General features: G+C 43.6%; 16 protein-coding genes and 1 CRISPR repeat array. Of the genes, 7 read left to right on the top strand and 9 right to left on the bottom strand.

Features of this window, described 5'->3' with window-relative positions; all coding sequences use genetic code 11:
- Nucleotides 1–30: 30 nt before the first annotated feature.
- Nucleotides 31–1,728: an FAD-dependent oxidoreductase gene (locus ACYQ4O_RS00560; RefSeq protein ID WP_308513466.1), complete on the top strand. Its 1,698-nt coding sequence runs from the start codon at nt 31–33 to the stop codon at nt 1,726–1,728.
- A gap of 77 nt (nt 1,729–1,805) precedes the next feature.
- Here the strand turns inward: ACYQ4O_RS00560 and ACYQ4O_RS00555 are convergent, their stop codons facing one another.
- From ACYQ4O_RS00555 to ACYQ4O_RS00545, 3 genes are all read right to left on the bottom strand, one after another.
- Nucleotides 1,806–2,132 (bottom strand): HigA family addiction module antitoxin, encoded by a 327-nt coding sequence (locus ACYQ4O_RS00555; RefSeq protein ID WP_308513467.1) that lies wholly within the window; start codon nt 2,130–2,132, stop codon nt 1,806–1,808.
- Nucleotides 2,132–2,302 carry a type II toxin-antitoxin system RelE/ParE family toxin gene (locus ACYQ4O_RS00550; protein WP_308513503.1) on the bottom strand — a complete coding sequence of 57 codons (171 nt, stop codon included), beginning with the start codon at nt 2,300–2,302 and terminating at the stop codon, nt 2,132–2,134. The genes ACYQ4O_RS00555 and ACYQ4O_RS00550 overlap by 1 nt, the downstream gene beginning before the upstream one ends.
- Before the next feature lie 238 nt (nt 2,303–2,540).
- Nucleotides 2,541–3,035, bottom strand: coding sequence for a 3'-5' exonuclease (locus tag ACYQ4O_RS00545; RefSeq protein WP_308513468.1), 495 nt, complete (start codon nt 3,033–3,035; stop codon nt 2,541–2,543).
- Nucleotides 3,036–3,120: 85 nt separating this feature from the next.
- Between ACYQ4O_RS00545 and ACYQ4O_RS00540 the strand changes: the two genes are divergently transcribed.
- The 5 genes from ACYQ4O_RS00540 to ACYQ4O_RS00520 all read left to right on the top strand — a co-directional run bounded on the left by ACYQ4O_RS00540 (nt 3,121) and on the right by ACYQ4O_RS00520 (nt 11,313).
- Nucleotides 3,121–5,901: an SNF2 helicase associated domain-containing protein gene (locus ACYQ4O_RS00540; protein ID WP_460174428.1), complete on the top strand. Its 2,781-nt coding sequence runs from the start codon at nt 3,121–3,123 to the stop codon at nt 5,899–5,901.
- Nucleotides 5,902–5,916: 15 nt separating this feature from the next.
- Nucleotides 5,917–7,203 carry a DEAD/DEAH box helicase gene (locus tag ACYQ4O_RS00535; protein WP_460174427.1) on the top strand — a complete coding sequence of 429 codons (1,287 nt, stop codon included), beginning with the start codon at nt 5,917–5,919 and terminating at the stop codon, nt 7,201–7,203.
- A 134-nt stretch (nt 7,204–7,337) separates the two neighbouring features.
- Nucleotides 7,338–8,231, top strand: coding sequence for a HipA domain-containing protein (locus ACYQ4O_RS00530; RefSeq protein WP_308513470.1), 894 nt, complete (start codon nt 7,338–7,340; stop codon nt 8,229–8,231).
- A complete protein-coding gene (locus ACYQ4O_RS00525) occupies nt 8,224–8,958 on the top strand; it encodes an HIRAN domain-containing protein (protein WP_308513471.1) in 735 nt (244 codons plus the stop codon). The genes ACYQ4O_RS00530 and ACYQ4O_RS00525 overlap by 8 nt, the downstream gene beginning before the upstream one ends.
- A 921-nt stretch (nt 8,959–9,879) precedes the next feature.
- The gene (locus ACYQ4O_RS00520; protein WP_308513472.1) at nt 9,880–11,313 is read left to right on the top strand and encodes an NAD(P)/FAD-dependent oxidoreductase; all 1,434 of its coding nucleotides are present in this window, start codon (nt 9,880–9,882) and stop codon (nt 11,311–11,313) included.
- A 329-nt stretch (nt 11,314–11,642) separates the two neighbouring features.
- Here ACYQ4O_RS00520 and ACYQ4O_RS00515 read toward each other — a convergent pair whose 3' ends face one another.
- The 3 genes from ACYQ4O_RS00515 to argH are packed head-to-tail and all read right to left on the bottom strand — an operon-like array spanning nt 11,643 to nt 15,129.
- The gene (locus ACYQ4O_RS00515; protein ID WP_308513473.1) at nt 11,643–12,245 is read right to left on the bottom strand and encodes a MarC family protein; all 603 of its coding nucleotides are present in this window, start codon (nt 12,243–12,245) and stop codon (nt 11,643–11,645) included.
- A gap of 34 nt (nt 12,246–12,279) precedes the next feature.
- Entirely contained in the window at nt 12,280–13,611 is a 1,332-nt protein-coding gene (locus ACYQ4O_RS00510; RefSeq protein ID WP_282164181.1) for an anaerobic C4-dicarboxylate transporter, read from the bottom strand.
- A 9-nt stretch (nt 13,612–13,620) separates the two neighbouring features.
- Complete coding sequence (gene argH, locus ACYQ4O_RS00505) at nt 13,621–15,129, bottom strand: argininosuccinate lyase (protein WP_308513474.1); 1,509 nt, start codon at nt 15,127–15,129, stop codon at nt 13,621–13,623.
- A gap of 161 nt (nt 15,130–15,290) precedes the next feature.
- Here argH and ACYQ4O_RS00500 point away from each other — a divergent pair, with 161 nt between their 5' ends.
- Complete coding sequence (locus ACYQ4O_RS00500; protein WP_460174426.1) at nt 15,291–16,247, top strand: LysR family transcriptional regulator; 957 nt, start codon at nt 15,291–15,293, stop codon at nt 16,245–16,247.
- A gap of 219 nt (nt 16,248–16,466) precedes the next feature.
- A CRISPR array of direct repeats spans nt 16,467–16,792; the repeat unit is 37 nt; unit sequence GTTTCAGTTGAAGGATGTAAGTTTGTACAATTGAAAC.
- Between the two features lie 591 nt (nt 16,793–17,383).
- Here the strand turns inward: ACYQ4O_RS00500 and ACYQ4O_RS00495 are convergent.
- From ACYQ4O_RS00495 to cmk, 3 genes are all read right to left on the bottom strand, one after another.
- Nucleotides 17,384–17,704, bottom strand: coding sequence for an integration host factor subunit beta (locus ACYQ4O_RS00495; RefSeq protein WP_066595594.1), 321 nt, complete (start codon nt 17,702–17,704; stop codon nt 17,384–17,386).
- Between the two features lie 18 nt (nt 17,705–17,722).
- Complete coding sequence (gene rpsA / locus ACYQ4O_RS00490) at nt 17,723–19,420, bottom strand: 30S ribosomal protein S1 (RefSeq protein ID WP_308513476.1); 1,698 nt, start codon at nt 19,418–19,420, stop codon at nt 17,723–17,725.
- Between the two features lie 97 nt (nt 19,421–19,517).
- Complete coding sequence (gene cmk / locus ACYQ4O_RS00485; RefSeq protein WP_308513477.1) at nt 19,518–20,183, bottom strand: (d)CMP kinase; 666 nt, start codon at nt 20,181–20,183, stop codon at nt 19,518–19,520.

Here is a 20,183-nt window from a genome sequence, read left to right as displayed (position 1 = left end):
AAAAAATAAGTTGATTCCCAAGGAGAAAAAATGAAAGTTTTCAGATTAAACAAAGCAGCTGCGCTTATTGTCGTCCTCACTTCCAGTTCTGCCGCCGTCGGTGCCCTAACCGCCGGCACTTATGAAACAACAGGAAAAGGAAATAACGGTCCGGTTGTCGTTCAAACAACCATTGAAAATTCTCAAATCAAAGACATCAAGGTTCTTAAGAATTCCGAAACGCCCATGATCGGCGAAACAGCTATTCAGCAGCTGCCGTCCAAAATCATTGCTTCACAATCCTTGACCATTGACGGCTTAAGCGGAGCAACCAACACCAGCAACGCTCTCAAAAACGCAGTTAAAGAAGCTTTAGTCAAAGCCGGCGGAAGTGAAAAAGACTTAAAGCCGGTTGCGCTAAAGAAACAAGATGCTGTGCCAAACAAAGATGAATCTACGGATTTGGTAGTGGTTGGTGCCGGCGGCAGCGGTATGGCAGCCGCCATCCAAGGAAAAGAAAGAGGTCTTAACGTTATTCTTGTAGAAAAGCTTCCGATGATTGGCGGTACAACGGCATTGTCCTCTACCGCCTTTAACGCCGGTGGCAGCAAGGTTCAGATGGCGCTTGAGAAACCATACACCGCCGAAGACTATTACAAAAAACTAAAAGGTAAAGGACCGGATGATGCTTCCTTGAAGAATTTGGCAGAACTCTCGGGGCCAACCACAGACTGGCTCGTTAACATGGGAGCTGATCTTGGCCGTGTTATTAACGGCTCTCAGCACACGCCGAAAGATGGCGGCGCTCTTGGATCCATGCTTGTTCCGGTAATGAAAAAGAAGATGGATAGTCTTGGAATAGAACCGAGAGTGTCCACGAAAGCCGAAGAACTGTATGTCAAAGACGGCCGCGTCGCGGGCGTTAAAGTTAAAAACGATAACGGCACTTATACAATTTATGCGAAAGCAGTCGTTTTAGCTACCGGCGGATTTGCCTCCAATCCGAAACTTGTTGAGAAATACACACCTATGTGGGCCGGTTATCCTTCCACGGCCAGCAGAGGCGCCACAGGCGACGGTTTAGAGATGGCGCAAAAAGTCGGTGCAGGTCTGGCTCAGATGGAAAAATCCGGACCTCAAACAGTGGCTTATGACACAGGCCATGGAGCTGTGTCATTAACCAATGTCAGATACAACGGTGCCATTCTTGTTAATACAGATGGAAAGCGTTTCGTTAATGAATTAGCCCTTACTCCGGTTCTTGGCAAAGCTATCAAAGACCAACAAGGCGGACATGCTTATCTGATTTTTGATCAGGCTTCTATCGATAGAGCTGCCTTGATGAAAAAATACAAGGAAGCCGGATATTTCGTGGAAGCAGCTACTGTTCCTGAATTAGCGGAAAAACTTGGCATTTCCGCTGCAAATTTAGAAAAAACCGTAGAAAGTTACCGCCAAGGAATGGACAAAGGCGTAGATGAAGAGTTCGGACGTAAAGATTCTCGCTTCTCGCGAATCGACAAAGCTCCGTATTACGGTGCCAAGATCAGCCCGGCAAGCCAGACTACATACGGCGGCATCAAAATTGACCTGAAAGGAAGAGCATTGACTCCTGAAGGCAAGGTCATCCCGGGACTTTACGCCAGCGGAGAAGCTGCGGCTCAATACGGCCAAGGTGTTTCAATTGGCGTTATCTTAGGCAAGCTGGCTGCCGATTCAGCAGCAGACGACATTGCCAAAGCCAAATAACTGACATGGAACAAATGCTTCCTTGAAATCAGGAAGGGATTAGGACTTTCGCGGACTAAGGTCAGCGGAAGTCCTCGTTAACTATCTTGGTTAAGCAAATTCTGCGCGGCAGTCTCGTCGATGGAATAGCGCTGAATATAGCTCACATCTATCCGCTGTTCAGCCTGCCAAGCTGAATAGGTTGCCTGCATACGCAGCCACATAGCAGCATCAGGTCCCGGAATTGCCGCACTGAGCTTAACAGCCATTTCCGGAGAAATAGCTATCTCTCCTTTAACGAGCCTTGTAACAGTAGCCGGAGAGACACCAAGATTAGCTGCAAACTTACGAGCACTCAGTCCCAGACTTTCCATTACTGACTTAACGATATGTCCCGGATGGGGCGGATTGAACATTTTTGACATTAATGATAGTCCTCGTAATTTGTAATATAGGCATCACCCATTCGAAATTCAGAGGTGATGCGCCATCCTCCAGAGACAGTCAAAGACCAGGTACCTTGTCGATCTCCTGATAAGTTATGGAGGCGATAACCAGGATGACGAAGCTGTTGTACTCTGTTATAGAGTCCCAGGTCAACAGAAGTTCACTTAGCCGATCTGAGTATTTCGCTTGTATTCCGGCTTTAAAGCCCGTTTCAAAAAAACTTCTTCAAACCTTTGTGAGACCAGCTTTTAATCGTCTTTTTCCGTTTACCAATATGCAACAGCATAGCCTTATGTTGAATCTTATGCAACAGTGAATAAATTCCTCTAAATCAAGATCTCTTTTTATCGCGTTGCGGTGTATTCGTTTTGCTTTCCACCGAATTATTAAAGGATCTTCAAAGCAATTTCGGCGCATGCCTCGGCATCTGCTAGTGCATGGTGATGATTAAGTAAGTTGTAGCCGCAATAGCGGGCGACCGTATGAAGTTTATGGTTTGGAAGGATATTTCCAATGACTCTTCGGGAGGCACGGCAAGTACAAAGAAAATGGTATTCCGGATACGGCATCTCATAATGAGCAAACACAGCCTTTAAACATCCTTCGTCAAACGGACTGTTATGAGCAACCAGCGTCAGACCTTCTACAAGCGGGGCAGCTTGCATCCAGACATCCGGAAATAACGGTGCATTCAAAGTATCTTCTTTGCAAATACCGTGAATCTTTGTATTAAAAGACGTGTAAAAGTGAGGTGTAGGCCGAATAAGACTGTAGAACTTATCCGCAATGATGCCGTCTCGCACAATGACTAAACCAACGCTGCATACACTGGTTCTGTACATATTGGCCGTTTCAAAGTCAATCGCCGCAAAATTCTGCATCTCTTCCTTTCCTCTCTTGAATCTTTAGATTTTGTCCTAACGGGCAATTAAAATCAATATTTTTAAAGAGTTGAAACCGAACATCATGTTTCTCCTACCAAGCATCCAAGACTTTATCGACGAAAAAACTTCAGATAGTATTGAGTTTTGCTTACTGGTCTGTCTTACCAACGGCGATGGAGATCCGTATGCGATTCAGGGAATGCGGAGCATACTCGGGCTGCCTTGGTACCTCGTAGATTCTTCGGTGCCTGCTTGGATGTTTGACGAAGATTATTGGTACAAACTTGCAAAGGATTCTGACGTGGACGACATTTGCGTAAATCCTTTGTTTGCGGCTTCTTTGTTTCTGCACGTTTCTCAAACAATGATCACCGGATTTGCGGACCAAATCTCCCAAAAGTATTGTTTTACGGATAAAAGCGGAGCACTCCTACTCGCAAAAGTCGTTCGCTGCTTCAAAAAGAATCTCTCCAAAGGCAATACCTTCTCCGAGCGAGAATACCAAAGAATGGTTGAGTCTCGGTACATCCAGGCGGTTCTCGTGTGGATGGCTTTCTTAAGCGGCAAAACCAACTTTTTGAGCTCTCTTCCTTCTGATGTGTTAGAGGCTTTTTGGGATCAATTTGTAGCCGTTTTTCGACGTGAACCGATAGTTTTGGCAGCAAATTTACGAGAAAACCTCAAGAGTTTCCTGTTAGACAAAGAAAAAGAAGGAGTATTGGATGCCGCTGAAATTACACCAAGTCAATTCTTCCTTTTCTATATTGATTGCTTCAACGGCGCAAATCTTCACAAGATATCGGCCGAAGTTGTAGCCCGGATCCCGGCCTATTTCTTTTTATCTCTTTTTTATACTTTTGAAGGACACTACAAAGAAGCTGTCGCTACAATTCAGAAGGCATGCAAGGAAATTTCTAATAAGCGTGTGGTAGATGATCCTTTCCTCAATACTTTTTTGGGAATCTATCTTTTGCTTGGAAAGCAAGATCCTTCTTTATTTAAAAAAGCCGTTTCTTTAGCATCACTTAAACAAACAAAAATCCCAAGAGACGGCGGAATTCTGTTTGAACTCTGCAGTCGGATTACAGATACGGAATCCTCCGAATGGGACAACGCAGTCAGATATTATTTGCAAGGTTTCAATCCCGAATCTTTTAGCTTTTGGTGGGCACTCCTTTGCACTAAACTGAGGCCCGAGTCCACCCAGAGAGACAAGCTAAAATCTTACGCAGACGCTCCGGAACTTCCCATGTTCTTCCGAAGAGAAGCTGATGCTGTCCTCAACCCGGAAAAATATGAAAACGGAGAAACCACTTTCAGTTATGACAACAAGACCTGCGATTTTGGCGTTCCTCCCTTAATGTCTCTCATCAAAGTTCAAGCGGAATGGGAACGGGTAATAGAGCGGATTATCCAGATACAAAACAGCAGAACCCGAAGACCGGATACTGAAGATTCTGAGCGTTTTGTCTATGAGGTTGATAAGGATACGCTCGAGATTTGGCCAAGACTTCAGAAAAGAACTAAAAATGGATCCTGGACATCAGGCAAATCTTTAACTCTTTCTGCTTTTAAGAAATCAACTTCCCCGTCAGGCCCGGTTGAAAATGCACTTAGAAATTTGGTCGAAGGAGGCGAACGCTTTGTCTCTTCCAGACTGGGAGGCGCGGAGGCCATGTCTCACCTCATAGGCTATCCCTACGTCTACCGTTTGGACACAGATCTATCGCAGAGGATAGAGGTATGTAAAGGTTCGTTGGAGCTATCATTTACTAAAAATAAGAACGGAGAAATCGTTCCTCATCATAATTTGGAAGAGTTTTCGCAGGCCGCCCTGCTGACATATGATTATCTGTCCGTTTGGGAGTCTCCCGAAGTATTAAAAATCTACCATCTCTCCCATGAAGAACAGCAGATCCTAGGTCAGCTCAATAAAGTCAAATCATTTCCGGCAAGAAGCGTAAAGCCGCTGACCCAAATGATCAAAGAGATTAGTACGGACATTCCGGTACTCTCTAATCTTGTCAGCGATAAGGAGATGAAGCCGACGGCTAAAGCTGTAAGCAAAATTACTTTTCAATTCTCACCGGCAGATTACAACTGTTATTCAGTTCACGCCGTCGTACGGCCGGTACCGGGCTCAACCATGGCTTTTGAGCCGGGTCATGGCCTGCAATTTGTCACGGTTAACGTCAATAAAGAGCCTGTCTCGGTCAGCCGAGATTTGAAGAAAGAAAAGACAAATTGGGAAGAAATCGAAAATAAACTTCTGGGCTTTTCTGACTACCAAGAAAATTCCGACACCTGGATACTCAATACCGAGCAAGTCTTGGAATTCATGGAAGTATTAAGAGAAAACAAGGGGATTTGCGACATCGCTTGGCCTCAGGAAGTCAAATTCAAAGTAGATAAACCGCCAATCACATTTGACTCCATAAATCTCAATATTCGCAGCATCGGCTCGTGGCTGACAATGCAAGGAAAAGTTCAGCTTGACGGCAAAACGGCCTTAGAAATGGATGAGCTCCTCGATAAAATCCGCGAAGCTAAAGGCCGGTTCATTAAACTCAATGACACAGAGTACGTAGCAATCAGCGATAAGCTCAAAAAAGTTCTCTCGCAGATCGCCAAAGTCACTCATAAAAAGAAGAAAGAACTGGAAATCTCTGCTTTTAACGCCGGCTCTTTGAAAGAGTTAGAAGATGCCGGGGTGAGCTTAAATGCAGACCAAGAATATCGAGATCTTCTCTCTCGGATTGATTCCGCAAACGATCTGAAAGTCTCTGTCCCGCCGTCTTTACAAGCAGAACTAAGAAGTTACCAGATCGATGGGTTCGAGTGGTTGGCTAGATTGGCCCACTGAGGTGCAGGTGCCATTTTGGCTGATGACATGGGCCTGGGTAAAACGATTCAAACCATCACACTGTTGTTATTTAGAGCCTCGCAAGGCCCAAGTCTTGTCGTGACGCCGAGCTCCGTTCTTTATAACTGGCGTGATGAAATCTCCCGCTTTGCCCCGTCGCTGAATATTCACATCTTTAATTCGGGAGACCGTAAAAAGATCTTAGAAACCGCGGGCAACAACGATGTCGTGCTTTGTACCTACGGCGTTCTTAGCTCAGAAATTGAAAACATGTCTAAGACCGTATGGAATGTGGTAGTGCTTGATGAAGCTCACGCCATCAAAAACAGAACATCCCAGATATCAAAGAATGTTCATTCTTTAAAGAGCAAAGCCCGTGTCTTGCTGACTGGTACTCCGATCCAAAATCATTTAAGTGAAATTTGGAACTTATTTGATTTTGCCAACCCGGGTCTGCTCGGTTCATTGCCGGATTTCAGCGAACGATTCATCATTCCTATTGAGAAATATCAGGATAAAGAACAACAACGCCTTCTAAAAAAAATGATTTCTCCGTTCCTGTTGAGAAGAACGAAGGCGGAGGTATTGGAAGAGCTGCCGCAAAAAACGGAAATCACTATTAAAGTCTCGATGTCTCCGGAAGAAACCGCGCTTTACGAAAATCTCAGAAACAACACTCTGGAGAACCTTGCTTCCGGTGAAATCAACTCTATTCAGGCTATGGCAGCTTTGACCAAACTGCGTCAGGCCGCCTGTAATCCCAAGCTCGTTGATGCCAAACTGGACATTCCCTCATCCAAAGCTTCCGTATTCCTGGAGTTGGTTAAAGATTTGATTGCAAATAACCACCGCGCCTTGGTATTCAGTCAGTTCACTTCTCATCTTGCTTTGATTAAACAAGTTCTTGATGAGGCAAAAATCGAATACTTGTATTTAGACGGTTCAACACCAACCAGTGAAAGAAAGGGCTTGGTAGAGAAATTTCAAACCGGCTTAACGCCAATCTTTTTGATTAGCCTTAAGGCAGGAGGACTTGGTTTGAATTTGACAGGAGCGGACTACGTTATCCATCTGGATCCATGGTGGAATCCTGCCATTGAAGATCAGGCTTCCGATCGAGCTTACCGCATTGGTCAAGAAAGAGCCGTTACGATTTACAGGCTCATTACTGAGAACACAATTGAAGAAAAAATTATCGACCTTCATTTAACAAAACGCTCTCTAGCTGACGCCTTATTGGAAGGCGCAGATATGTCGAGTAAGCTCAGTAAGGAAGAAATTTTGAAACTTCTTAGCGTTTAGACAACATGCCGGCTGTCACTACAAAAACGGCCGGCTTCCCTTTTTCCGTCATGAGAAATGGTCCCTCCTTAATTTAAAACTTTGGGTAGGATGGTTTATGATCACCCACGCTTTGAGAAAACATGCCGGAATGTATGGAAATTTATATCGAAACTTCTGATTTCAAAAAGTTGGATATCGAACAATTAGGGACCAAAGAAAAATTTTGGTTAGTATCACCCAAGGGAGTTAATTGGCTCTTCAAGTTCTCTCGGCCAGGGACAGGTGAACACTGGTCTGAAGTTTGTGCAGCACTTATTGCTAATAAACTAGGAATAGCTCATGCGGAATATTACTTTTCTCGTTGGGAGGGAAAAATTGGCGTTGTTACTCCAAGTTTTGTAGAAAAAAACGAATATTTAGTAATGGGCAATGAAATCTTAAAAGACTATGATCCTTATTACCCCTCGTCTTCCTCGGAAGAGAAAGCCCCAAAAGCGTACACTCCTAAAGAAGTTTTCGATTGTTTAAAAAAATTTCAAGCTCTTGAACCTTTTCAATGGAAGGGTGAGTCTCCCACAAATATTTTTTTTGACTACCTTTTTCTAGACGCTTTAGTTGGCAATGTTGACCGGCACCATGAAAATTGGGGCATCGTCGTTAATTCTCTAGATAAAACAAAAAGTCTTGCCGTTACGTTTGATCATGCCTCTTCTCTTGGGAGAGAGTTAACAGAAAAACGGAAAAAAGACCGCCTAGAGACTAAGGATAAGAACTACTCAGTTCTTGCCTATTCAAAAAAAGCTAAAACTCCTTTTTATGAAAGTACAATTGGTAGGAGATTGGACGCTGTAGAGGTTTTATTTTCTTTTTTAGAGTTGGATCCATCACTGAAACAAAGATTGGAAGCGCTTATCAGGATATGTGAACAACAAAAGATTTCTCAGATAATCAGCTCGATACCATCCATATGGATGGCAGATCTTGATAAGACATTTGCAAAAAAATTAATAGAAGTGAATTTGGAAAGAATTAAACAAAATGCTTAATACCGCTTATGTATCCTGGAAAGACCCAGGCAGTCATGCTTGGTATGTAGTAGGCCGATTAACCGAAAAACAAGATGGTTATGAGTTCGCATACACAAAAGGTGCCATCAAAGCGAAGAATTTTGTCCCATTTCCAGGTTTCGACGATCTATATAGAAAATATTTTTCAACTACATTATTTCCTCTGTTTTCTAATCGTCTGATTAGAGATACTAGGCCTGAGTATAGTGCTTTCATTGAGTGGCTAGAGCTTCCCAAAGAAACTTCCTCTCCTGTGGATATTCTTTCTCGCTCGGGAGGAAGAAGAGCTACTGATTCTCTTCAGATTTTCAAGAGACTCCTGCCGGAAAAAGATGGAAAATTAGCCGCATATTTCTTCGCTCATGGTCTATCTCACTTGACAGACAAGGCAGATGAAAGAGTTTCAAAGTTGTTCCAGGGGGAAAAACTTGAGATCGTCCATGAGAAGGATAACCCGAAAGATCCATATGCGGCTTTAGTAACTGCTACCAATCCAAAGCAACGTGTAGGCTATCTTCCGCGTTACATGTCACGAGAACTTCTTCTTCTCCAAGAAAAATCTCCCGAATCTTTCACGGTTCAAGTGCAGGCTATCCGCCCGGATATCCCATATCACTACCGGCTACTATGCAAAATTCAAGGACTCGTGTCTCCGGAACTTTTCAATGAATTTAATCAAAATAAAGAATTTGAGGATATCTGCTGAGGCAACAACTTCGGGCTACGTCATATCTTTAAATAAGTTGAACTCATGAACTTGGCCTTTATCAGGTTATGACAGTTAGCTCGGATCCAAGACTGCCCCAATGCACTTAAAGACCGTAATTCGGAACTTGCTCAAACTAAGCTGAGTTTTGTATCTCAGTTCAAATGGATGGCTGAAACAGAAAAAGACAAGAAATTTCAAAGCAACTGCTCAACTGCTTAAGTATTCTTTCGTCTTGTGCCATCTATTCCTTCTTATAAGGACTCATCACACGGTGGGTAAGAGTGTGGGTTTAGAAAAAATTCAAAGATTTTCTGAGCCATCATCTGAGATTAGAAGAGAAAAGAGAATTTATTTAGCCAAAAAGTCACGGACCCGGTCTGTATCTAAAATCCGCCTTAATCCGAGATGTAATCCTACTGTTGAATATAAAACTTCCGATCGCGCATATCGCATTGGCCAAGAAAGATCCGTCACAATTTACAGGCTCATTACAAAGAACACCATTGAATAAAAAATTATCGACCTTCACTTAACCAAACGTTCTTTAGCTGACGCCTTATTAGAAGGCGCAGATATGTCGGGCAAGCTCAGTAAGGAAGAAATTTTGAAACTTCTTAGCGTTTAGACAACATGCCGGCTGTTACTACAAAAATGGCCGGCTTTCCGCCGCACCATTTTGAGCAAGAAGTATTTCGAACAAACGGATGATTTTTTATATAAAACGGATGAAAATTTCACTAATTTTTTCATACTTCTTATTGCCTCCGTTTTCTACCACTTCTAAGATTTTCCACCTTCTCAAAAGGAAAGAATGTCTTTTTTCGATACCGAACTGAGCAGGCTCAAGCTTTGGATTGAAAAAGACCATAGGAAACACAGTGTGATATACCACCACAAACGGTATATGAGGTGCGAAAAGTGAGTGAATTTATTGAATCTGAAGATTGCGCTTGCGAAGAAACATACAAGGACGAACATGTTTGGATGAACATTCCCGATAAACGAGGGCGCCAGCGCGTCGTCATTATCGGAGGCGGGTTCGGCGGATTAACTCTGGCTCGCAAGCTCAAGGATGAAAACTTCCAGATCGTTTTAATTGATAAAAGCAACCATCATGTTTTTCAGCCGCTGCTTTATCAAGTCTCTACCGCCGCTATTGAACCGAGTACTATTTCGTTTCCTTTTCGAAACATCTTCCGCGGAAGAGAATGTTTTCACATCCGTGCATGCGAAGCGTTGCGTGTAGACCCGGAAGAAAACATTCTTTACACCACTATCGGAAAACTTACCTTTGATCATTTGGTCATAGCAACCGGCGCGGACACAAACTACTTCGGCAATAAAAACTTGGCCCTCTATACAATGGCTCTGAAGAAAACGTCCGAAGCTCTTTATAACCGCAATCAGATCCTAGAAAGTTTTGAACTAGCTCTTTCTACCAACAGTGCAGAAGAAAGACAAAGACTCATGACTTTTGTGGTTGTCGGTGGCGGTGCAACCGGTGTGGAACTTGCTGGGGCATTAGCGGAAATGAAGAAATTCGTGCTTCCGCGAGACTACCCCGACTTAGACGCTAATCTCATGCGGATTGTCGTTGTCAGCTCCAGCAGCTGTCTGCTTCCGGCCTTTAAAGAAAAATCTTCTAAAGAGGCTGCAGATTACCTGACTTCTCGAAAAGTCGAACTTTTGTTTAATACCAGAGTTGAAGATTTTTCGAACGGCATCCTGAAGTTAAAGAATGGAGACATTCATACCTATAACGTCTTTTGGGCGGCAGGCGTACGTGCTAATTCTCTGGAAGGCTTTGATAAAGAGCTCTATGGTCCGGGCAATCGCCTTATCGTTGACCAATTTAATAGAGTTAAAGGGTTTGATCGAATTTATGCCATCGGCGACACAGCATACTTTCCGACTCAAAAATACCCTAATGGGCTGCCACAGGTTGCTCAGCCGGCGATGCAGCAGGCAACTAATATTGCCTACAACTTAAAGAAAATGATTAATAGCGAACCTCTCAAAGAGTTTAAATACTTTGATAAGGGTCAGATGGCAACTATTGGCAAGAGCCACGCCGTTGTAGAAATAGGCAGTTTCTGCTTCGGAGGAATACTAGGTTGGCTCTTATGGCTGGGTTTACACCTCTTTTATATTCTTGGTGTAAAGAATCGAATTGTTATATTTATGGACTGGTTCTTGAGTTATCTCACGTACAGCAATGCTCTGCAAATCATTGTTCTTCCGTTACGCAAGAAGCGCCATACCATTTCAATTCGTAAGGATGAAGCGCTATGTTCGAATCCGGTTAAGGACAGTCCGGAGATTCCTAAGGCACCCGGCAACACTGCTTCTTAAAAGGTTTGGGCAGATTTTTCCTCCAATTTCTTCCTGTCTGTAGTATGTCTACAAGAACAGGAGCAGTTGGGTCAATTCAAGCCGGATGTTTCATGTTTCTTTCGGTTTGTAGTTAGCCTCAGTCTGAGTATGCCTCCTTTTTGTTTAGAAAAGGAGGCCTAGCTTTTTCCAGATCCGGAAAATTAAACAGATTTTTGTTAGATTCGGAGGTTAGGAAAAAGCCGACTGCCCCACCTCAATTACCTCTTAACTTCTCAGATCTGTAAACATCGATAAGCGGGAACAAAATCATTATTGTTTCCGGTCTTCACATGCTACAGGAGCGAGTTCTAGGTAAACAGAAGCGCTTTCGCTCCATCAAATATCATTTGTGAGGAGAGAGCCGCAAGAATAAGCCCGGTAAGTTTGCTCATAACCACAAGACCGTTCTTTCCAATGGCTTTTTCAATGTAAGCTGAAGACCACAAAAGGAAACCGACGCATAAAATCGCCAAAGCGATAGAACAAAATGACGCAATCCATTCAACAAAGCCGTGGATTTCACCGCCGTATACAACTAGTGCGCCGACAGTTGCCGGACCAATGGTGATAGGAATCGCCATAGGTACTACTGCGATTGATTGAAGTGAACCTTTTACTTTCAAAGCAGAATCCTCTCCTCTGACCAGACTCACTGATGTCAAAAAGAGGATTGCCCCTGTTCCTATTCTGAAAGCATTAATAGTGATGCCGAACACTGAAAAGATATAGCCTCCGCAAAGAAGCAAGACGGTACTGACCAACAGAGTCGCAACCGTAATACGTAAAGCCAAAGAAGCTTTTTCTTGAGGAGAATAATTCTGCGCTACAGCTAAAAAAACCGATATAACAAACGGTGGAGTCAGCAGAAAGAAGAACTTAACAAAAAGTGCGAAAAAATCTGTTGCTGTCATTTTGGAAAGGCGGCTAAACGCCGCCCCCTAGATGTTAGAAGAAGATATATCTTATGGCGAAACCAGCTGTTACAGCAGCAATCGTAGTCACAAGACCTGGAACGATGTAGCTATGGTTAACCACCCAACGACCAATTTTTGTCGTGCCGGTATCATCGAAAGCTACGCCGGCAAGCAAAACTCCAGTACTCGGAATAATGAAATAGCCGCAGACTGCCGGATACATTGCGGTCAAAGTCAATCCATCAATTCCCAAGGCCACACCTAACGGAATCATGGCTCCAACCGTTGCGCCTTGACTATGAGTTAAAGCAGAAACAACGAATAACCCGAGAGCAAATAAATAAGGCTGTCCCTGAACTAAGCTAGCAATTTCAGACTTGATAAGCGGAAGATTGTTTGCAATCCAGGTATCGGACATCCATGCTAAGCCAAAAATTGTCACAACGCCCATCATGCCTGCCTTAAATACTGAGCTCGAAGTAATTTTGCCTGGATCGGCTTTGCAGAACATAACCATAAAGGCGGCCGAAATCAGCATCACCATTTCGATCATTTGCGTCATATTGACCTTAAGAACCTTTCCAGCTGCATTCGTCACTTCTGGACGTAACGATGGGAAAGTACCAACCAAAACGACGACAACGGCAGATATCAAGAAGATTGCCACTGATGCTTTAGCATAGCCGGAAAAGTTATGCCCGCCTAAAGCTTCCTTCTTACCGGCATCCATATCTTTAAACAAACCGGCTTTTACTTTTTCAAGATAGACAGGATCTTCTGATAGTTCCAAGCCTTTTTTATAGACCGACAATGCACCGAAGAACAAACCGATCAAAGTTGCGGGAACTACAATTGCCAAGATCTGAAAATAGCTGACATTCAACGGGGCTAAGAAAGCGACTAAAGCTACGGTAGCCGCAGAAATCGGGCTCGACGGGACTGCATGCTGAGACGCAATCACGGAAATAGAAATCGGTCTTTCCGGTCGAATCCCCGTCTCTCTTGACACCTCTGCAATCACAGGAAGCAGGTTATAGAGCACGTTGCCTGTTCCTGCCATGAAGGTAAAGAGCCACGCAATGACAGGTGCAACAAAAACAATATTTTTAGGATTTCGTCTAAGAAGCTTTTCTGCCCAGCGAACCAAAACATCCATACCTCCAGCCGTCTGCAAGGTAGAAGCGGCCAACACAACCGCCATCATGATTAACATGACGTTAATCGGAGGATTTGCCGGAGCGAGTCCGAAGAAAACTACTAAGATACCAAGCCCGATACCGCCGGCCATACCAAAAAAGATGCCGCCCCAGTGAGCGCCAACTACCATGGCCAAGATGACAATTAGAAATTCTGCAAAGAACATAATCAGCTCCTATTTACCTTGAGCCAGGCAGTTCGTGGTTTCCTCAAGCAACGCTTTTGCGTTATTGATTTGCTCAACTCTACCGGCGAGCACTCGTTCGTCTTTTCCTAACTGATTCTTCAATTCTGTTAACTGACGAAGCACTTCTTCTTTGTTTGAGCCGCCGATTGTCCGTTTGCTTTGAGCATTGAGTTCAGGATCTAAAGCTTGCTTAATCAATTCATCCGTGAGAGTCGTTGACTTGCCGAGAACTTCAAGACAAATGAGATCTACTTCCTCTCGGGTGATCTCATTGGCGAGTTTGCCATGATCCTGCATATATCCGACCAGACGGGCAACAACGTTATGAGCACTTCTGAAGGAGATGCCGTCATGACGAACGAAGTAGTTCGCCAATTCAGTAACGGTGCAATAATTCCCGACAGCCGCTTGAAGCATTCTCTCTTTCTTGAGAGTCAAGGTCTTAACAGTAACGTCAAGCAAGGCAATAAGTGCTTCAAATTCATTCAATGCCGTCCAAACAAATCTCATGGCTTCTGTTGAAGAGTCACGGCAGTGAGTAAATGGAATATTCTTCAATGAACTGAAAACGGAAACAAAGAAGCCTTCTAAGTGAGCTGCCTTAGCCTTACAGCATTCCAAAGTCAGCGCATTTTTCTTTTGAGGCATGATGGAAGAACATCCGGCAACGGAATCATCGACTTCCAGATATCCGTATTCCGGCGTGCTCCAAACATACAAGTCAAAGCAAAATCTAGATAATGTACATGCAGCAATAGATAAAGCAGCGATGATTTCCAGGCAATAGTCACGGCTAGCGGTACAGTCAATAGAATTTTGAAGAGGTTTATTGAAACCTAAGAGCTCGCTTGTGCGGTTTCTATTGATCATGAAGGTCGTAGAACCCATGGAGCCGCCACCCAACGGACAAAGATTCAAGGCGTCCCAGCAGCGTTCAATTCTCCAGTAACTCCTTTCTAACGCCTCAAGCATGCCGGCACAGTAATGAGCAAAAGTAATCGGCTCAGAAGGCTGAAGATGCGTATATCCGCTCATGACGGCATCAGGACAGCTCTGCCCTAGTTCAAGAATGGATTGGCGCAGTCCATTGAAAGATTCGCAAAGTTTGAGAAAATATCCGCGAATATCCATTCTTTGTTCTGTGGCAAACAGATCATTACGGGATCGAGCTGTGTGCTGTTGTCCTCCTACTTCGGGGCCGGTTTGTTCAATGAGATATCTCTCTAAATTGAAATACAAATCTTCAACATTGGGATTGATTTCGAAAACCGGATGATCCTGCATTTTTGAAATTTCCTGAGTACAGGCGAGAATCTTTGCTCCGACTTCTTTAGTAATGATCCCTTCTTCAACAAGCATAATGACGTGAGCTTTGTTGATGTCCAAAATCGTCTGATAACTTCTTTCTAAATCTTGCTTAATTGCTGGATTGATTAAGTACTTCACAACCTCAGGTGAAGGTTTTTTAGAAATTTTGCCGCGATGCTTTTCGTCCATTTTGGATCTCCTTGTTGGTTTGAGAATGAGATAGAACCAACTATAAGCCCTGGACAATAAGACTCAACAAAGTTCAAATAATTAGATTTATTAGTTTGATTTTTTATAAATTTTTATAATTTTTTAAGTATTTGGATTAAGCTTTTACCTAACATATCCAAATGAGCGGTGCCATGAACAAAACAACCGTTTTTAGTCAGCACGGTCAAGTCTTTTTGACAGTGGCAGAACACCTTTCTGTAGTGAAAGCCGCAGATGTTCTTGGCATAAAACAATCCAGCATCTCATACCACTTAAACCAATTGGAAAAAGAGCTGAACGTTCCTCTGCTGGATCGGAGAACAAAACCGATTTCATTGACACCAGAAGGAAAATTGCTATTTGATGAGCTGAGTTACGAACAAAGACACCTGACGGAGTTTTTATCAAAGCTGCAGCAAAGAAACTTGCATGCACCTGTTATTCGCTTCGGCATCATCGAAAGTCTTTCTTACAATTTGGGTACTGACCTGATACAAAGTTTTTTTTCAAAAAGCCAACATGTGAAGATGGTTTCCGGAACTTCAGAGAGGCTTATTCAGCAATTGGAGAATAATGAACTCGATTGGGCTATTACAAGCCGGACTCCAGATGCTCTTAAGTTCGCAAAGACTGTTCTTTTTGAAGAACCTTCCGTTTTAGCAACGCCGAAATCTTTGAAATTTCCAACAGACCATCCTACCTGGGATAACCTTAAATATTGCGGCCTTCCGTTCTTACGATACAACCGCTCATCCGGAGGAGATGTGATAACAGAATCTATGCTGAACTCACTTTCTCTCCATTTACCTTACCGGCTTCAGGTCGACACAGGTGGTGTAATGGTGAGACTTATTCAGAAAGGCATTGGATGGAGTTTTTTAAGACCTGCAACCTTGCTTCAGCATTCAGAGTTTGTTAACAGCCTTAATATTTTGCCGATGCCCTCTCCTGTAATCACAAGAAAAATCGTGCTGATTCATAAAAAGAACAGCCATATATTTGGCTATGAAGAGGTCAAGCAGAAATCAATAGAATTCTTGAACGGACAGTTCAAAAGAGATCTAACACAGCTAATTCCTTGGCTCTATCAATCTTGATTGAGTGCTAGACAAAAATGCCGAAAGCTCTCTACCAAAAAAATGCTGTTCATTTATTCTAACATTCGAATTGATAGAATGTTAGAATATGTCGATTTTTATTAGAATAGCGCGTTAGAAAACGAGGTTTGCTATTCTGAATTTTGAACCCTTCAATTTAGAATTTCACTCTGAGTGAAAAAATAATTGTAGCCCTCGCCAACACGGTATTTCAGTTGAGTTTCCGTTGAAGGATGTAAGTTTGTATAATTGAAACAGAAAAACAGCAATTTTTTGCGGAAGAGTGCTTTGTTTCAGTTGAAGGATGTAAGTTTGTACAATTAAAACTCATTGTCGCGAAATTCAATTATCACAGTATTGAGGTTTCAGTTGAAGGATGTAAGTTTGTACAATTGAAACCTTTGAAATTTGGGTCTGAAAAGAAAGATTTTCAGGTGTTTCAGTTGAAGGATGTAAGTTTGTACAATTGAAACTTGCCGAAACCGCTCCATAAGTACCATGTTTCTTCGTTTCAGTTGAAGGATGTAAGTTTGTACAATTGAAACCCTCAGCTAATGCTATGAAATATATAAATTTTATTTTGTGTTAGCTGAGGATTTCTTCGAAACACTTCAAATTGCACGAAAAGTTCCATAATTTTCGAAAAATTTTATATTCACCCTATCCCTATTACCGGGACCAAAGTAACTTCCTTCTCTCAATCCAGCGCTCCCTCCGAGTTAGTTTCCTTTTAAACTGAAAAGGACTCTCGCTTGTTGTTTTTCGAAAAATTGTGGATTTCTCGCTCGAGTCGTCATTGGTTCCAGCGCCATCGTCACTCGCATTTTTCACGATGATTTCCCAGTAACCAGTTAAAAGATTTTTGGCAACGAAGTTAGAGTGGCAGGCTATTTTGCTAGAATTAATTCACCCCCCATCTTCCCTGCCTGTCTTTCTTGTTATCGCTTACTCATTTTTTATGTCTTTTCCTTTGTTCAGATCAAGGCTTCGTAAAAACTGTGATAGCTGAATTTCGTGATAATGAAAAAGTTAAAAGGGTCAACTCTTGACAAGCCAGAATACATTCCTCAGAAATTTTCGGGTCTCCAAACACTAAAACCCGCTCGAAAGCGGGTTTTTGTGTTTTTATCGCAAAGTTATTGAGATAACGGAATAGATTTACAAGCGTCGGAATCTACTCTTTCACGCATCTCTTTGCCTGCTTTGAAGTGAGGGGCATATTTGGCCGGAACTTCAACTGAGGCGCCGGTTTTTGGGTTACGTCCCTTTCTTGGAGGTCTGTAATTTAAAGCAAAGCTCCCAAATCCGCGAATCTCAATCCTGTTCCCTTCCGCCAGGGTCGCTGCCATCACGTTAATGATCTTATTTACAGCTTCATCAACTTCCTTTGCTGACATGCGATCCTGGACAAGAAGCGGATCCTCTGCAAGCAATGCTATCAATTCAGATTTAGTCATTGCCACGTGAGGTGCCTCTTACTTGGATTGGTCCAATTTTGCTTTCAACAAAGCGCCGAGATTTGTGGTGCCGGACTGTGCATCAGCAGTCATCTTTTCCATTGCTTCGCGAGTTTCAGCCTGATCCTTAGCCTTGATGGAAAGCTGGATTGTGCGAGCCTTGCGGTCAATGTTAGTAATGGCAGCTGTTACTTCGTCGCCTTCCTTCAAAACGTTTCTGGCGTCTTCAACTCTGTCCGGAGAGATTTCGCTGGCGCGGAGGTAGCCTTCAGCTTCGTTGCCGAGATCGATAACGGCACCTCTTGCATCAACAGATTTAACCTTACCTGTTACAACAGCACCCTTTTCATGAGTGGATGTGTAGTTGGAGAACGGGTCGCCTGTCATCTGTTTGACGCCGAGAGAAATACGTTCGCGTTCTACGTCGATGGAGAGAACTGTAGCTTCGAGTTCGTCGCCCTTCTTGTAGTTGCGCTTGGCTTCTTCGCCCGGTTCTGTCCAAGAAAGGTCAGAGAGGTGAACCAAACCGTCGATGCCGCCTGGCAAGCCGATGAATACACCGAAATCAGTGATGGACTTGATCTGGCCGCTGACTTTGTCGCCCTTCTGGTGAGAAGCTGCGAATTCTTCCCATGGATTTGGTTTGCACTGTTTCATGCCAAGGGAAATACGACGGCGTTCTTCGTCGATTTCGAGAACCATGACTTCAACTTCGTCGCCGAGCTGAACAACTTTCTTCGGATCAACATTCTTGTTTGTCCAATCCATTTCGGAAACGTGGACAAGACCTTCGATGCCTGTTTCGATTTCAACGAAAGCACCGTATTCAGTGATGTTGGTAACTTTACCGAACAAACGTGTGTTCTGTGGGTAGCGGCGTGCAATACCGAGCCATGGATCTTCACCAAGCTGCTTGATACCGAGGGAAACACGGTTCTTGTCCTGATCGAACTTGAGAACCTTGGCTGTGATTTCCTGACCTTGTTCAAGAACTTCGCTCGGATGACGTACGCGTCTCCAGGCCAAGTCGGTGATGTGAAGAAGACCGTCGATACCGCCGAGGTCAACGAATGCACCGTAGTCGGTAATGTTCTTGACGATACCCTTAACAACTGCACCTTCCTGAAGGTTTTCAAGAAGTTTGGCTCTTTCTTCGCCCATGTTGGCTTCAACAACGGCACGGCGGCTGACAACAACGTTGTTGCGCTTGCGATCAAGTTTGATAACCTTGAATTCCATTGTCTTGCCTTCGTAAGGAGTAGTGTCCTTAACCGGGCGTGTGTCAACCAAGGAACCTGGAAGGAAAGCACGGATGCCGTTTGTCATAACAGTCAAGCCGCCCTTAACCTTGCCGGTAACTGTACCGGAAACGAGTTCGCCGGATTCAAGAGCTTTTTCAAGATTCATCCAAGCAGCAAGTCTCTTGGCTTTGTCACGGGAAAGAATTGTGTCGCCGTAGCCGTTTTCGAGACTTTCGATAGCAACGGAAACGAAGTCACCCGGTTGAACGTCAACTTCACCGCGGTCGTCTTTGAACTCTTCGATAGGAATGAAGGATTCGCTCTTCAAGCCTGCGTTAACAACAACGAAGTTATAGTCAACACGAACAACTTCAGCTGTGATGACTTCGCCTTGTTTCATTTCTTGTTTAGCAAGGCTCTGTTCAAAAAGATCGGCAAAGGATTCTTTTACGGGTTGGTTTTGTTTATCTGTCATGTAAATAAATAAGTTGTTTTAAAGAGACAATTTCTTTAAAACGGGTTAGTTAAATTCCCATATTCCAACGCGAAATACAGGGGCACACTTCAAAGGCTTAAGCCTCGGTTCCGCGGTACCACTCCAGAACCTGGTTAATCGTTTCTTCCAGCGTCAAGTCCGATGAATCAAGGATTCTCGCGCCGGGTGCAGGAACTAAAGGAGCAACAGATCGCTTCAAATCACGCTCGTCTCGCTCTTTCAAATCCTTCACAAGGTCAGCAATATTACTATGAATTCCTTTCTCTTTCAACTGGTTATAGCGTCTTTTTGCTCTAGCCTCGGCAGAAGCTGTGAGGAAAATTTTCAATGTTGCTTCCGGGAACACCACGCTTCCCATGTCTCGGCCGTCGGCAACTAGCCCCGGAGCCTGCGCATAATCTCTCTGAAGCTTGAACAATGCTTTTCTCACCTTGGGGTGCACTGCCACTTTGCTTGCGGCTAAACCTACTTCTTCCTGACGGATAGCATCTGTGACATCCTCTCCTTCGAGCAAAATCTTTCCGTCATTGAAAACCGCTTTCAAATTGACGGCGGTCTGTTCAATCTGCTCTTCATCGTCGAGATGTTTCTGCTGTTTTAAGGCCGCATAAGCCGTCAAGCGATAAAGTGAGCCGCTGTCGAGAACGTTAAATCCTAAAACTTTGGCAACACCGGCAGAGACACTGCCTTTGCCCGAAGCAACCGGCCCGTCAATCGTAATAATCGGAATGTTCTGATCCAT

The organism is Turicimonas sp. TL08 (assembly GCF_054660695.1).
The sequence above is the reverse complement of the archived record's forward strand: the minus strand, read 5'-3'. Positions and strand labels throughout refer to the sequence as shown.